Genomic DNA, 13,418 nt, shown 5'->3' with positions numbered 1-13,418 from the left:
TCACTGCTTGGGAATGATAGTGACGGTCACGGTGTAGCCACCGGTTTTCTCCAGCAACAGGATCACAACCTGCGCTTGGTCGTGTCCTCTCAAAAACGTGATCCTTTGTGGTGCGCGAAGAGGCGCATGGGCCAGTGCTTGGAGCTCGGCTGCCGTCAGTCCCTCCAAACTCTTGTCACCGATCTGGAGGATCCGATCCCCGCTACGCAGTCCCACGCTCTCACTAGGCGAGCCGCGCACCACATCGGTGAGCACGAGCCTGCCCTCGCGGACTAGGGCATGGGTGCCAAAGTTCTCCGCGACGACATTGCCCACCGAGCCAAGGGGCGGAAGGTCTTTGTCCTGCTTTGGCATGGGAGGTAAAGGAATCTTGCCTGCCTTAGTTCCACCTCGGGGAAGCGTACTCGGTTTGGGAGATAGCTTTGGAACCGTCTTTGTCGCCACCTGTGGCGTTTTGGAGGCCGTATTAGACTTAAGACTGGGAGCATCATCGGCAAAAACCGGATCGGGTAATCGTTTCCACTTATATCCGGGACCGCTGGAGGGGGCAGAGGCAGCTAACGGGGCTAACGCAGCAACCAGGCTACGCATTGCCGCCTCACCTTGCCCCTCCATGTCCCCTTTGGACACCGGTGCCGTCTCAGGTGCAGGAAACACTTTCAGTAAATCGAGAAACGTCGTCCCATTGAGGACAAGGGCATACTCAATAAAGCCGAAGCAATATGCCTGCCCCCCTACTGTCTGCCGAGTGAAGAGGTTGAAATACTCCGCTTCCTTGCTAAAGTACCAGCGCCGTGCAGTCACATTGGTGCCGAACTGGGACAGGCTCCCCAGTGATCTCCGAGCAGCCTCTGACAGCTCTGGTCCAAAGGAGCGTCGTAAGTGTTCCTCGACAGCGGCAGGGGAGGCAAACGCAACAACGGTAACACTGCTCGCATCAAGCGCACCTTGTGCTGCACTATAGGCAGTAAATCCTGTAGGGCTCTCTCCAGTGATACGCGCAAAACCTGCCTGAGTCACCGCCTGCCGCAACTGCGATAGGTCATTGCCCTTCGGGGCAGTGATGAGTTGATGCCGCCGCCACTGTGGTTCCATTCCAGCAACGTGCACTCCAAGCGTTAGGATGACACGATTTTGTTCACAATCCTCCTTGGGCACATTACACTCAAAGACACGGTGAACCTTATAATTATAGAGAGTATTCTCCTCCACCAAATGCATCCGATAGCGATGCGGATCATTGTATTGGCTTGGACGGTTAGAAAAACCCACCTCAATCAACTCGGCAACGGGAAGTGAACCAATCGCAGGCGCCACATCTTTCACTTGATACACGAATTCGATTCGGATTTTACGAACACCTTGATCCGGTTTGGGAATTTCAACTTGGACGGTTGGCTCCTCTATTTGAAGTTGCAGATTCTCCACGGCGAAACTGCCATCCTCAGTCGCACGCCCCTCCGGACTGAAGGCGTATTGTCTCCATCTCACAGGGAGTTGCGGGGTGACCAATACCTTTTCTTGCCCTATGAGCCCTTGTGCAATGAACATATCCCCGGTTTTTGATTCCTGCTGCAGGAAATACGTGTGCGGAAATTTCTTGAAGCGCCCCGATTGATACTTTTTCAGCATCGCGCCATTAATGACAGCCAAGGAGGTTTCCAACACTGGCTGAGCAAGTAGTTCGTTAATCAGCCCAAGTTCACGTTCAAAATTAAGTTCATTAACAGGTGGGGCCAGAGGATCCCTTGCGGCACGTGCAAAATCTCTCGATTCAGGAGAGGTAAGTCGTGGCAGCAAAAAATTATCAATAACATTCCTCTGTGTGAGAGGTTCGTTAAAACTGAGCGGTAACGGATTTGCACGGATCAGATTCTCAAGATCAACCCAGATTTGGGGATCGATAGAGATTGGAGTCGTGATGCCCATCACTTCCTTACGGAACTTGAGCAGGGCCGCGATGGTATCTTGCGTCATCGCCTTAGCCCGCCGATGGTCGGGATAGTCATGGCTAAGAAAGTCGGGGAGGTGCCCGGCGAAACCATGTCCGCGAACATCGTCCCAGCCACTATGCGCCTGCACATCTTGGATGAAGTGAATATAGGGGCCCGGATTGCGTTGCTCAACGGCGAGCCTCCACAGGCGCTCTGCCGCCTGGTTTTTCGCGATCTGCGCTGGCCCTGGCTGCAACTGATTCAGGGTAAAGGCATGGAACTCCGTCCACTTGCGCTGATGAACGGTGGGTACTCCCTTCGCGATGAGATACCATTGAGTAACCCCCTCGGGCATCGGCCCCGTATTGGGATCCCAGTCAATTGCGTACGCTGCACTGGCAATCTGAAACGCCTGTCGGTGTGTGTAACCACAGTGTCGCGCCAAATAGTACGTCCAGACATAGTGATCCCCTTCATAGGCACGAGCGGGCATCTGGATCGACAATGCTCCGATGATAAAAACCAAAACACGGAACCATAGACGCGACATTCTCTTTTCCTTTCAGCTCTGCCGACTACGCTATGGCACAGGCTCGTACGAAACAAGGACGTTGGCAGCAAAGCCGGTTCCACCGCCCCCATTGCTCGGAAGAATTTGGACATTAACACTATAGAAGATAGAGGGAGCAGTATTATAAAACTCGGTGACCGTCACTGTTCGCGTCCCTTGAAACAAAACAGGAGGGGACATTCCATTTGGAACACTCCCTACCGTTTTCTTCTCCTCCCAGGAGCCAACGCCAACACCAATGACACTCATCTCCGCTGTCGTGGCCGCAGGCCAATCGCGTCCCGCAAGCAGAGTCAGCTCCCAGCGTGGCTTGAGCTCAAAGGGCACCCCCACCACGATCTCGTCGGGTATGCCGACCAGCTCAAGCCGCGATGTAAACCGATCCGGGAACCCACTTGTCGGAAGAATATCCTGAATGAGTGGATTCGCAGTAACCTGCACGGCTTTCTTACGGAAGCGCTTACCGACAATGGGGACACTCAGTTCTAAATCTATGGCTTTCACTTCATCGGGGATGAGTTCAAAGCTCGTACTGCCACTTGCCAGAACGAAGCCACCGCCCTCGGCTTGGGAGTACGCTTTCGCGGAGAGGCTCAGGCTTCCACTAGGCAGCAGGAGCTGCACTCGGACGGTATCGGTGAAGTTGGGACGATTGATCGTCTTAGTGTAGACCTTGTCTAACAGGATGCCGGAGACGCTCACCACCACGGACTGAGTCGCACTGGGAATGGCTCGCGTGCTTGCCCGGGGGAACTGAATCACCAGCTCCGCGGTTCCCGTGCTACGTGTGCTGGGCACGACTTGACGTCCACCGCTACACCCGACCAGAAGGCACGTGAGCAGAAGAACAAGAAGGGTTTTCATCGGATCGTTCCTTTCACATGACCACTAGCGTCTTGTAAGTAGGCTGGGTTGCTTGCCAAGGCCGGATCAGGATCAATAATCGCGTCGACATAGCCAAGGGAGGTGGGAAAATAGAAGTAATGTGGGGTCCAGGTAGGACGGCCGAAGGCGCTAAAGAACCCGGACTCTTTCTGGGAGAAATAAGCGGCATCCGGTGCGGCAAGAAACACGGGACCTTGGTTGTCCTTATTGAGAATCATGAGGGGGGCGACGCTCCCCACAACCCCAACGTGCGGTATTTTCCCATCCTCCGTAAAGAAGGCAACGTAGTCTCCTTTTCGGACGGCACTCACACTCCCACGCTCCACCATTCCTGCATCTAAGAGGCGCTCGTGGAGACTCTGGGTATCGTAGTTTCCACGAATCCCAAAGAGTTTGTAGAGCACAAAGCCCGCGCAGTTCGTGTACTTTGATGGTGCCCCATTGAGGGGATCAATAGGGAAACCATCAAAGCTGCTGACAAGGGTTCCCCCTTTGCTGGTGGTATCGCTGACCTTTGACTGTGCAGTTCCTGCGGGAACATCGAGGGTCCCGAACCGGGTCACCTCAAAAGTGATGTCGAAAGGCACAGTATCGATACGAAGACGATAGCGCGTCTTTGCACTCTGCCCGTCGAAGCGCGCTTGGGCACGCGGGGTGGAGACATGTCGTTGAGCGATGCTGGGGTTGGCGGCAAGCCAAGCACGCGCCGCCGCCACGTTCGCCTGCATGGTGACGGCTTCAGAGAAGGTCAGCCCTCCAGCCATCGGCTGATCCGTTAGTCGCCGTAGGACATAGGTAGCCGTAGACAGACTGTAGAGCAGGCTACCATTGAGATTGCGCTCCACGAAATCAGCCAGAGCGCGAACCGCCGAGCGATCCTGCGTCCGATCCAACACGGCACAAAGCGCGATCAGCCGGGAATCGTCTTCAAAAGCAGGTGTGCCTGCAAATTTAGCCAGCACCTCACCCGTGGCGCTTGTCCCAGCCGCCACCAGTTTCCCAATTTCGGGAAACAGAAGCGATGCCGCATCAAAGCGCGTGTTGAGCGAGTCGCCCACGAAGCTCATGCCCAGCTCCGCCTTGGCCGGCTCGATCCGCGTGAGTAAGTCGGTGGTGCTGCTCCCACCACTTCCCCCGCTGCCTCCGCTTCCACAGCCCGCCGCCAGCCCGGTGAGCCAGCCCCCGGTGGTCATCAAAAAAGTCCGTCGTGTCTGCTGCATCTTCCTGATTCTCCTATCTTTCTAAAAAGAAAACAGCACAAACCACCGATTCTGGACAGCCTTGGAAAATATTTTTTCCAGGGTAAACTGAACCCATGAGTGAGAAGAAAATCGCCGTCGTCACCGGTGCCTCTAGTGGCATCGGGGCGGCGAGTGCACGGCAGCTTGCGGCAGCGGGCTATTTTGTCGTTTTAGGCGCACGACGGGAAGATCGGATCAATGCCCTCGCCGAGGAGCTAGGCGGTTCTGCCCATGTATTGGATGTCGCGGATCTAGCCTCCGTAGAAGCCTTCTGTGCCACGGTTCCCGACACGCTTCACGTTCTTGTCAACAACGCGGGCGGCGCGATTGGGCTGGAGCCGCTGGCCCAAGCCCGCGACGACGACTGGCTCCAGATGTACCAGACCAATGTCATGGGCCTGATGCGTGTCACCCGTGCGCTGCTTCCCAAGCTACAGAATGGAAAGGGCCATATCGTCAATATCACCAGCGTCGCGGGCCGGGAGACCTACCCCAACGGCGCGGGCTACTGCGCTGTCAAGCACGCCGCCCGTGCCGTCACCGAGACACTTCGGCTAGAGCTTAACGGCACCCCCGTTCGCATCACGGATATTGCGCCGGGCTTGGTGGAGACGGAGTTCTCTGAAGTCCGCTTCTTCGGCGACACGGAGCGGGCAAAGAAAGTCTACGACGGCCTCACGCCCCTCACCGCCGATGATGTCGCCGATGTGGTTGTCTTTGCTGTCACCCGCCCCTGGCACGTGAACTTAGACGAGATCGTGATGAAGCCTGTCGCACAGGCGCGCGCCACGGTCTCGGCGCGTGGGGTTGGGCTGTAGCGCGGGGGAAGATGGCCGCACTCACGGTACAATAGCCTCCGTATGTCTGTTCTTCGTCCCCCTATGGCGCTCTTCTCTGGAACCGCGCACCCCGAGCTCGCCGCCGCTGTCGCCCAGAACCTGGGTATCGAACTTGGCCCTCTCAAGATCACCCGCTTCCCCGACTCCGAGATCTACATCAAGTTCGAGGACTCGGTGCGCGGCACGGACGCTTTTGTGCTCCAGCCGACCTGCGCCCCGATTGACGCGAACTTATTAGAGCTGCTGATCTTGCTGGACGCGCTGAAGCGCGCTAGTGCCAACAGCATCTCCGTGGTGCTGCCCTACTACGGCTACGCCCGCCAGGAGAAAAAAGACCGCCCCCGTGAGCCGATTACCGCCAAGCTGATCGCCAACTTGCTCACGACGGCGGGCGCGGATCGGATTGTGGCGATGGATCTGCACGCGGATGCGATCCAGGGCTTCTTCGATATTCCCGTGGATCATCTCACGGCTATCGGAGCGATCACCGATTATTTAGCGACCAAGAACTTAGAGAACACCGTCGTGGTCTCGCCCGACGAGGGCCGGGTCAAGAAAGTGCGCAAGATCGCGTCGCGCCTGCACTGCCCACTCGCCGTGGGCTACAAGTTCCGCCCCAGCCACGGGATCGCGGAAATTAGCGGCCTGGCGGGTGATGTGAAGGGCAAGACGTGTATTGTCTACGACGACATGATCTCCACGGGCGGCTCGATCAACGAGATTATTGACATGCTGATTGCCAGCGGAGCCAACCCCGAGATCTATGTCGCCTGCACCCACGCCGTGCTGGCCGGGCCTGCTGTCGAGCGCCTCTCCCGCCCGGAGATCAAGGAGCTGATCGTCACCGACACCATCCCTATCTCCCTCGAGAAGCGCACCGAAAAAACCACCGTCATCTCTGTGGCGCATCTCTTCGCCGAAGCCATCCGTCGCATCTGGACCGGCGACTCCGTCAGCGAGCTGTTTAATGATTAGCGGGGTACTCGCCAGCAGCGAGCTGCTCCTCTAGCGGCGGGGAAAAAGCGTAGCGCCGTATCGCCTTTTCCAGCTTCTCGTGGGGTGCTCTTTGCTCAATTAAATCCTGTAGCTCCAAGGCACCACCGATCCAAGCCACCTCAAAAAATCCCCTCACTGCCTCCGTGCGCGGGGGATGAACCAGGCGCTGATTCAGAACCGCCTGGATCAGCCGGGCTTGGGTCTGCGGCGCAATCCCGTAGCGCTCCAGTAGCGTGAAAACCGTGGCAATACTGGTGCAGCGAACCGTAGCCAGTACGGTAATGCCCGCCTCGGCGGCTTCAAGGGCAGCGCGGGCGGTCTCGGCGTTTTCGATACTTCCCAGAAAGAGTACCTGAGGCTGGGAGCGCAGGACGGTCTTAAGCGCTTTTTCGAGCGTGTGCCCACAGAACGGATTGAGCTGAATCTGCGTCGCGCCCAGAAGCTCGTACTCGATAGGCTGCTCAATGGTGTAGACCGCGCACTCAATCTTATTGAGATAGCGCAGACACGTTGCCGCCGTTGTGGTTGTCCCGCTCCCACTTGGCCCGGCAAAAAGAAAGAGTCCTCCGGCAGAATCGAGCTGGTCTTCCAGTGGCACCAGAAGCTCTGGCAGCATCCCAAGTTCTTGTAAGCCGCCGTCCAGAAGTGCCTGATTGACCAGCCGCGCCGTAATCGTATGACCATAGAGCGACGCAATCACGGTCACCCGCACGCCCCAGTCCAGCGTATTGTGCTTCACCCGAATCATCCCCACTTGTGGCACAAAGAGCCGTGCCAGATCAAGCTCCGCCATGACCATCACACGACGAACGAGCTGATCTTGAAGGAGCTTCGGGATCGGCAGGACTTCTTGCAGCAGGCCATTGATGCGAAACCGAACGCGCATGAGCCGTTGCGACGGCTCAAAATGAACATCCGATGCCCCCAGATCAATGGCCTTGGAGAAAATGGCATTGACCATCTTGATCATCGAGGGCGCATCGTAGTCGGCACCTTCACTTTCTCCCTCCTCCGCAAGCTGGCGTTGTTCAAGTTCTTTGATAGCCTTTAGAATCTCACCGAAGTTCGATTGCCCTGTGTTTTCCGGGGCGTGTTGCGGCTCGGCAGGCGAGGGCTCCTGTCCCTCAAAATACCCGATCACCGACGCCGACGAGAACCGCCAGCCGCGCGGCCAGCGCTTCGTCGCGCTCAGCCTACCTTCTTGCCGTAGCACCTCCACCTCACGCACGGAGAGTTTTAGAAACCGAGCGACTTCACCGACGCTCCACAGCTCATTTCCAACCGTTTTCTCATCGTCCATAGATGATTTTATCGCTAAAACAGCCGCCGTGAGCATAGACAATTCGGCTCATGACAGAGCCTCTATCGCGCCGTAGTTACCTTATGCTTAAGCCAGGGAACAAAGAGATGATCTGGCCCCGGTGCTTTCTGGTGGCAGCCGATACAAGTCACAATCTTCCCCTTCTCCAAAGGCATACCTGCTTCTTGAATGAAGTACTCCCAATCCCCGTTCTGGGGGGCGTAGCCAGGCGCTCGCTTGATCATTCCTGTCACGCCACTGAATCGTCGTGGCGGATTCTCCAGATACGGATACTGATGCGCCACCTTTTCCTTTACCACCACAGCCCCGACCGGAAAGACTTTTGCCTTGGACTTCAGTGCGGACTCGGCAGTTTTATCCATCAAGACTCGTACTTCGGCATAGGCATGAGGCCCTGTGGCCTTTTCTGCTTGCTTCACATCCTCCTGATTTGCTCCCCGACAGAGCATAAGCAAGCCCTCATCCACCTGGTAGTTTTTAGGAGTAAGGCAGACATAGCGGGCATAGTTGCTGAGAACCTTCTCGGGTGTCAGTACCTCCTCAGATAGTCTCTCGGAGCGTGATCGAGTTACCCAAACCCCCATAATCACTCCTAAAACCAGCGCCAGCATGTACGGCAGAAAACGTTTCATCAGATTCCCTTCCCCGGTATCAAAACAGCCGACCGGGCATCGGTGGTGTGGGCAGCTCGCGCGACTCCTTGCCCGCCTTCGCCGTACCCGGAAGCCCACTTGTTCCCAGTCCTTCCACCAAGTTTTGTAGCCGCTGCGCCAATCTGGTGTAGCGCGGCTGGACATGCTTGTTCGAGACCGAGCGCTTCAGCGCCCACTTTGTCCCGATAATCACCGCGAATTTCTTCGCTCTTGTCAGAGCTGTATAGACTAAATTACGCTGCAACATCATATAGTGCGTGTTATGAACGATAATCACACAAGCGGGGTATTCTGATCCCTGTGCTTTGTGCGTTGTTAAGCTGAAGGCATGATTTAGTTCGTCTGTTTCGGCAAATTCATATTCCACAGGCCCTTCTGGATAGTTTACAATCAGTATTTGATCTTCTGTGTTGATAATTTCAATATGCCCAACATCGCCGTTGAAGATGTTTTTATCGTAGTTGTTGCGTCGCTGCATCACACGGTCGCCTTCGCGCAAGATTATCCCGCCACGGGGATGCTCAGATTTACTGGGGTGCGCCGGATTGACAATTTTCTGAAGCTCCTCGTTTAAGTTACGCACCCCGACCATGCCGCGCTGCATCGGGGAGAGCACCGTGATCTCCTCGGCCTTGAACCCCAGATTGGGCAGGCTCTTGGCGACAATGCCCTTGATCTTCTGGAGTAGCTCCTCGGTCTCGTCCACCTCGATAAAGACACAGTCCGCGCCGTTTTTGGCCTCGCTGGGCGGGAGCAGCTCAGGGACTTTACCCTTGTTGATGGCGTGGGCACTGGTGATAATCTTGCTGGCCGCTGCCTGCCGGAACACTTGCGTGAGGCGCGCCACGGGGACGCGGCCCGAGTGAATGAGATCATGCAGCACATTGCCCGGCCCGACACTCGGGAGCTGATCCACGTCGCCCACAAAGATAATCTGCGCCCCGTCGGGGATGGCGCGGATAGTGTTATGCGTAAGCATCAAGTCCAGCATCGAGGACTCATCAATGACCAGAACGTCAAGCTCCAGCGGCTCGCCCGGCCCATGTTTAAAACCCTTCTTCTCCGGATCAAAGACCAAGAGCCGGTGGATCGTCTTCGCCTCCCGCCCCGAGACTTCCGCCGCCCGCTTGGCCGCCCGCCCCGTCGGCGCCGCAATCTGAATCCGCCGTCCCAGCTTGTCGAGGGCTTGCACAATAAAATTTGTGGTGTGCGTCTTTCCTGTGCCAGGGCCACCCGTGAGCACCAGTACGCTCTCACTCAAAGCGCGGCGCACGGCCATGTCTTGCTCCTCGGAGAGCGTTTCGTGGCCGGGGAGACTCTCGACGATTTTATCAATCTCAGCGGGCTTGGGACGGTTGCGCCAAGGGGAGTTCAGAAGCTGGTGGACTCTATCCGCGACGGCTTTCTCCGTCGTGTGAAAACTCGGGGTGTAGATGGCGACCTCTTCGTGGCCCATCAGCTCCACGGTCTCGGCGACTAAGAGACCACGGGCGATGAGATCGGCGAGAACGGGTTCGAGCTTCTGCCCAAGCTGGGCTTTTTCGTGGGCCTGGTCGTGCTCCGGCAAGTCATCGGCGGACTTGATGTAGAGGTTCTCCGCCGCCTTGCTCACCAGCTCGTTTTGGGGCAAGTAACAGTGCCCGCCGCTCTCCATCTCACTATTGAGCACATAGACCAGCCCGGCCTCCAGGCGCTGCGGGGCGTCGTAGGTGACCCCAAGATTCAGCGCGATCTTATCAGCGCTACGAAACCCGATTCCCCAGATATCGGTGGCGAGCTGGTACGGGTTCTTCTCGACTTGCTCGATGGCGCGCTCTTTGTAGTACTTGTAGATCTTGACGGCGTAGGTGGGCGTGATTCCATGGCCGATCAAAAACTCCATAATAGCCGCGATCTCTTTTTGCGCGATAAAGCCCGCCTGGATCATCAGGGCCTTCTTCTCCCCGATGCCCTTCACTTCTTGTAGTTTGTCTGGGTGGTGCTCGATCACCTCCAGGGTCTTGACCCCGAACTTCTTCACCATCCACTCGGCGGCTTTTGGCCCGATACCCTTGATCATCCCCGAACCGAGATACTTCTCAATGGCTGCCGCCGTCGCGGGGCGGATCACCTCATAGCGCACGGCCTTGAACTGCTTGCCGTGCTGCGGGTGCTTGTCCCACCAGCCAAAAATGCGCAGGCTCTCGCCCACCACGGGATTGGAGAAGCTGCCCAGCACCGCGATCACGTCCGCCTTCACTTTGTCGCGTGTATCCATCGGCAGGACTTTAAGCACCGCGTAGCCATTCTCTTCATTGTGGAACGTCACACGCTCAATCGTGCACTCCAGTACTTCAGTCGGATGGTAGCTCTCGGCCTCTTCTCGGGTTCGTGGGGTAAATGCCATACGCAGGCATTATACTTCCCTCTCAGCCACTCAGCCGGAAAGCGGTAGAATAGTTTAAGGAGTGTTTGCCATGCCCTCACCATTTCCCGGAATGGACCCGTATCTCGAAAACCAGAACCTGTGGCCTGCTTTTCATAATGCCTTTATCTACTGCCTCAACGCCGCCATCAACCGTCAGCTCCCGGCAGGCTTCGCTTCTCGACTGGAAGAGCGTCTTGTCGTCGAAGAGGGCATCCGTCACTTTGTCGCGGATGTCTCCGTGGGTCAGAATGGGCCACCCTCGGGAGGCATGGCAGTCGCAGAGTCTCCCTCGAAGATGGAGATGGAGTGGGCTATAGAGGAGAGCGAGCCGTTTCGGGAGACCTTTATCGAGATTCAGACCCGAGCAGGCTCGCAGCGGCGCGTGGTCGCGGTTGTCGAGCTGCTGAGCCACTCTAATAAATCCACAGGACGTGGTCGCGACGAGTATCTTAGCAAGCAAAAAACGCTTCTGGAGAGCGAGGTGCATCTTCTGGAAATTGACTTGTTGCGAGCAGGCGAGCATACTCTGGCCGCTTCCCGCAGTGGCATCCAGGCACGATTCGGACCGTTCGACTATGCGGTGAGCCTGCACCGGGGCGGCTACGGGTCGCGCTTCCAAGCGATTGGCTGGACACTTCAAGAAGTGCTTCCCACGGTTCTGGTACCCCTCGACGAGCATCATCCCGATCTGGAAGTTGATCTTCGGCCCGTCTTTGAGCGCACCTATGACGAGTGCGGCTTCGCCCGGATGGTGGACTACAGCAAAGTCCCCGAACCGGTTCTGCCCGGCGCACTTGCCGCCTAGACAAGAACTCTGCTACAATCCCAGGCATGACGCAGCGTACCGGCCAACTTCTGGATCACACCGGTCAGCTCCTGGAAGATGACCGTGAGTTTTCAGAGCCCGCTCCGCCAACGATTGGCAGAGTGCAGAGTGCTTTTTCCACGCTGCGCCACGGGGAGACCCCCTCTTTTTCAAAGAAATCTATCGCACGAGCAACTATTTACGGAGCTCTGGTAGTGGTTCTGTTGGGAACACTGATCTACTTCTCTCCCCAGTTTGGAAAAGATACGGGGATAGTCTGGGGAGCAGGTGGCTTTTTCTCCTTGATTTTACTTGTTATGGGTATAGTAGCACTTCGCCCACATGAATATAGCTATACCGGGGAGAAAGGAATCGCACGATTTTATTTCTCCGGCTCTGGCCTGGCAAACCTGCTGGCTCGGGAGATGAAAGGCACCACCAGAAGTACCGGGGTGTTTCTCTTCGAGCAAGCAAGGGTACTCTACAACGGCTCGATACGCCACTATACCAATGGCATCTACACCGGCACCGATACCCGCTTTACCTGGATGGACGGCGATGGCAAGCCCCTCTATACACTGGCAAGCCACTACTACTCCTACAAAGAAAATCCCGGCCCCGAGGCAAGTATCCACTTTTTCCGCGCCGCTGAGAAAGTCTGGACGGCCTGGGTGATGGAGAAGCACCGCGAGGAGCTGGAACGCCAGGGAAAGACCGGTTTCCCCCTTCGCACAGGCGGCGCGATCTTCCTCACCCGTCACGGCATCACGGTGCGTGAGGGTAAGAACGAGACCGAGTTTCTTGGCGACAGCCTCAAGGGAGTCACTCTGCAACAAGGCCAGCTCTGTCTTCACCGTGACGGGGAAAAGGCGGGGTTATTTGGAAAAGGCCCTTACACAATCGCCTACGAACAAATAGGCAATGTCCAGGCACTCTTCACTCTAGCGAGTGAAACCCTCAAATTTTAGACATGCTACGAAAGAGACAACGATAACAATGTTCGCAAGTAATGATATTGACAAACCGGCACAGCCAAAAACCAACCCTCGCGTTGTGGGAGCATTTATTCTCGTCGTGGGCCTCGCAATGGCCTATTGGCAAATCTGGATGCCGCTACAGGCTGCAAAAGAGCACGCGGAGAACATTAGCTTCTCCATGAAGGGGCAGTTCCTTGGAACAGCAGGCCCTCTTCTCGGACTAGCCCTGCTGATTTTGGGAGATAAGCTCAACCTGGCGCGGCATGGAAACTCGCAGAAAATGACCTGGCAGAGTGTCGTGGTAATGCTCCTGCTCGTTGGACTAGGAATCGGTGTCAATGTCTGGGTCAAAGACGAGCTGTCGAAGTACGGCTACTCGACGCGCTGAGATTTATCAGGGGCTTCCATGTCGGCGAGCTGCATGTCTAAGGCGCGACCGGAGAGCTGGATTTCGTGGAGAGAGACGGTCAGCGAGAGGCTGAGGGTGATGAGGCTTGCGCCGAAGACCCATGCACCCGCGCGGGGCCAGTTCACAAACAGGCAAAACATCGCCACGACGCACAGAAGAATCGCGCTGACACCCAGGGTCTGCATGCGGCGGATCAGACGGACTCGGTAGCGCAAGCTCTCAATTTGGGGCGGGATTTTCGGGTCATGAGTCTCGCCCCAGCGCTCGTGCAGACTACGGGTGAGCGCGGCGAGTGCCAGAAAACGATTGGTGTAGGCCAGCAGAATCAGGGAGACGGCGGGAAAGAGCAGTGCGGGTGTGGTGAGTGAGATGTCCATGGG

General features: G+C 56.7%; 12 protein-coding genes. 5 read left to right on the top strand and 7 right to left on the bottom strand.

Annotated features, from left to right (window positions below):
• The 3 genes from ACH2ED_RS22105 to ACH2ED_RS22095 are packed head-to-tail and all read right to left on the bottom strand — an operon-like array spanning position 1 to position 4,610.
• Positions 1-2,484 (bottom strand): PDZ domain-containing protein, encoded by a 2,484-nt coding sequence (locus ACH2ED_RS22105; protein ID WP_395094901.1) that lies wholly within the window; start codon positions 2,482-2,484, stop codon positions 1-3.
• 30 nt (positions 2,485-2,514) lie between these two features.
• On the bottom strand, positions 2,515-3,369 hold the full coding sequence (locus ACH2ED_RS22100; RefSeq protein ID WP_395094900.1) for a hypothetical protein: 855 nt from the start codon (positions 3,367-3,369) through the stop codon (positions 2,515-2,517).
• A complete protein-coding gene (locus tag ACH2ED_RS22095) occupies positions 3,366-4,610 on the bottom strand; it encodes a hypothetical protein (protein WP_395094899.1) in 1,245 nt (414 codons plus the stop codon). Before ACH2ED_RS22095 ends, ACH2ED_RS22100 begins: the two co-directional genes overlap by 4 nt.
• 95 nt (positions 4,611-4,705) lie before the next feature.
• Here ACH2ED_RS22095 and ACH2ED_RS22090 point away from each other — a divergent pair, with 95 nt between their 5' ends.
• Positions 4,706-5,449 carry an SDR family NAD(P)-dependent oxidoreductase gene (locus ACH2ED_RS22090; protein WP_395094898.1) on the top strand — a complete coding sequence of 248 codons (744 nt, stop codon included), beginning with the start codon at positions 4,706-4,708 and terminating at the stop codon, positions 5,447-5,449.
• A gap of 42 nt (positions 5,450-5,491) precedes the next feature.
• Positions 5,492-6,445 carry a ribose-phosphate diphosphokinase gene (locus tag ACH2ED_RS22085; RefSeq protein ID WP_395094897.1) on the top strand — a complete coding sequence of 318 codons (954 nt, stop codon included), beginning with the start codon at positions 5,492-5,494 and terminating at the stop codon, positions 6,443-6,445.
• On the opposite strand, the gene ACH2ED_RS22080 is transcribed toward ACH2ED_RS22085, so the two are convergent.
• The 3 genes from ACH2ED_RS22080 to ACH2ED_RS22070 all read right to left on the bottom strand — a co-directional run bounded on the left by ACH2ED_RS22080 (position 6,435) and on the right by ACH2ED_RS22070 (position 10,826).
• The gene (locus tag ACH2ED_RS22080; protein ID WP_395094896.1) at positions 6,435-7,766 is read right to left on the bottom strand and encodes an ATPase, T2SS/T4P/T4SS family; all 1,332 of its coding nucleotides are present in this window, start codon (positions 7,764-7,766) and stop codon (positions 6,435-6,437) included. The genes ACH2ED_RS22085 and ACH2ED_RS22080 overlap by 11 nt on opposite strands.
• Before the next feature lie 62 nt (positions 7,767-7,828).
• Positions 7,829-8,419 (bottom strand): cytochrome P460 family protein, encoded by a 591-nt coding sequence (locus tag ACH2ED_RS22075; protein ID WP_395094895.1) that lies wholly within the window; start codon positions 8,417-8,419, stop codon positions 7,829-7,831.
• Positions 8,420-8,438: 19 nt separating this feature from the next.
• Entirely contained in the window at positions 8,439-10,826 is a 2,388-nt protein-coding gene (locus tag ACH2ED_RS22070) for an ATP-dependent RecD-like DNA helicase (RefSeq protein WP_395094894.1), read from the bottom strand.
• A 70-nt stretch (positions 10,827-10,896) separates the two neighbouring features.
• Between ACH2ED_RS22070 and ACH2ED_RS22065 the strand changes: the two genes are divergently transcribed.
• From ACH2ED_RS22065 to ACH2ED_RS22055, 3 genes are read left to right on the top strand one after another with little or no spacing between them, the layout of a single operon-like run.
• Positions 10,897-11,652 carry a DUF4058 family protein gene (locus ACH2ED_RS22065; RefSeq protein ID WP_395094893.1) on the top strand — a complete coding sequence of 252 codons (756 nt, stop codon included), beginning with the start codon at positions 10,897-10,899 and terminating at the stop codon, positions 11,650-11,652.
• A 26-nt stretch (positions 11,653-11,678) separates the two neighbouring features.
• The gene (locus ACH2ED_RS22060; protein ID WP_395094892.1) at positions 11,679-12,620 is read left to right on the top strand and encodes a hypothetical protein; all 942 of its coding nucleotides are present in this window, start codon (positions 11,679-11,681) and stop codon (positions 12,618-12,620) included.
• 28 nt (positions 12,621-12,648) lie between these two features.
• Entirely contained in the window at positions 12,649-13,017 is a 369-nt protein-coding gene (locus ACH2ED_RS22055; RefSeq protein WP_395094891.1) for a hypothetical protein, read from the top strand.
• Here ACH2ED_RS22055 and ACH2ED_RS22050 read toward each other — a convergent pair.
• A complete protein-coding gene (locus ACH2ED_RS22050; protein WP_395094890.1) occupies positions 13,002-13,415 on the bottom strand; it encodes a DUF2721 domain-containing protein in 414 nt (137 codons plus the stop codon). The genes ACH2ED_RS22055 and ACH2ED_RS22050 overlap by 16 nt on opposite strands.
• Positions 13,416-13,418 lie beyond the last annotated feature (3 nt).

Origin of the sequence: Armatimonas sp. (genome assembly GCF_043757465.1) — a bacterium.
GTDB lineage: Bacteria > Armatimonadota > Armatimonadia > Armatimonadales > Armatimonadaceae > Armatimonas.
Note: the sequence above shows the minus strand (reverse complement) of the source record. Positions and strands in the feature narration are given on the sequence as shown.

Bases quoted from the DNA above. Each gene is read 5' to 3' on its own strand.
- ACH2ED_RS22065 (WP_395094893.1), top strand. From the start codon at position 10,897: ATGCCCTCACCATTTCCCGGAATGGACCCGTATCTCGAAAACCAGAAC.
- ACH2ED_RS22085 (WP_395094897.1), top strand. From the start codon at position 5,492: ATGTCTGTTCTTCGTCCCCCTATGGCGCTCTTCTCTGGAACCGCGCAC.
- ACH2ED_RS22070 (WP_395094894.1), bottom strand. From the start codon at position 10,826: ATGGCATTTACCCCACGAACCCGAGAAGAGGCCGAGAGCTACCATCCG.
- ACH2ED_RS22080 (WP_395094896.1), bottom strand. From the start codon at position 7,766: ATGGACGATGAGAAAACGGTTGGAAATGAGCTGTGGAGCGTCGGTGAA.
- ACH2ED_RS22095 (WP_395094899.1), bottom strand. From the start codon at position 4,610: ATGCAGCAGACACGACGGACTTTTTTGATGACCACCGGGGGCTGGCTC.
- ACH2ED_RS22100 (WP_395094900.1), bottom strand. From the start codon at position 3,369: ATGAAAACCCTTCTTGTTCTTCTGCTCACGTGCCTTCTGGTCGGGTGT.
- ACH2ED_RS22060 (WP_395094892.1), top strand. From the start codon at position 11,679: ATGACGCAGCGTACCGGCCAACTTCTGGATCACACCGGTCAGCTCCTG.
- ACH2ED_RS22105 (WP_395094901.1), bottom strand. From the start codon at position 2,484: ATGTCGCGTCTATGGTTCCGTGTTTTGGTTTTTATCATCGGAGCATTG.
- ACH2ED_RS22055 (WP_395094891.1), top strand. From the start codon at position 12,649: ATGTTCGCAAGTAATGATATTGACAAACCGGCACAGCCAAAAACCAAC.
- ACH2ED_RS22050 (WP_395094890.1), bottom strand. From the start codon at position 13,415: ATGGACATCTCACTCACCACACCCGCACTGCTCTTTCCCGCCGTCTCC.
- ACH2ED_RS22090 (WP_395094898.1), top strand. From the start codon at position 4,706: ATGAGTGAGAAGAAAATCGCCGTCGTCACCGGTGCCTCTAGTGGCATC.
- ACH2ED_RS22075 (WP_395094895.1), bottom strand. From the start codon at position 8,419: ATGAAACGTTTTCTGCCGTACATGCTGGCGCTGGTTTTAGGAGTGATT.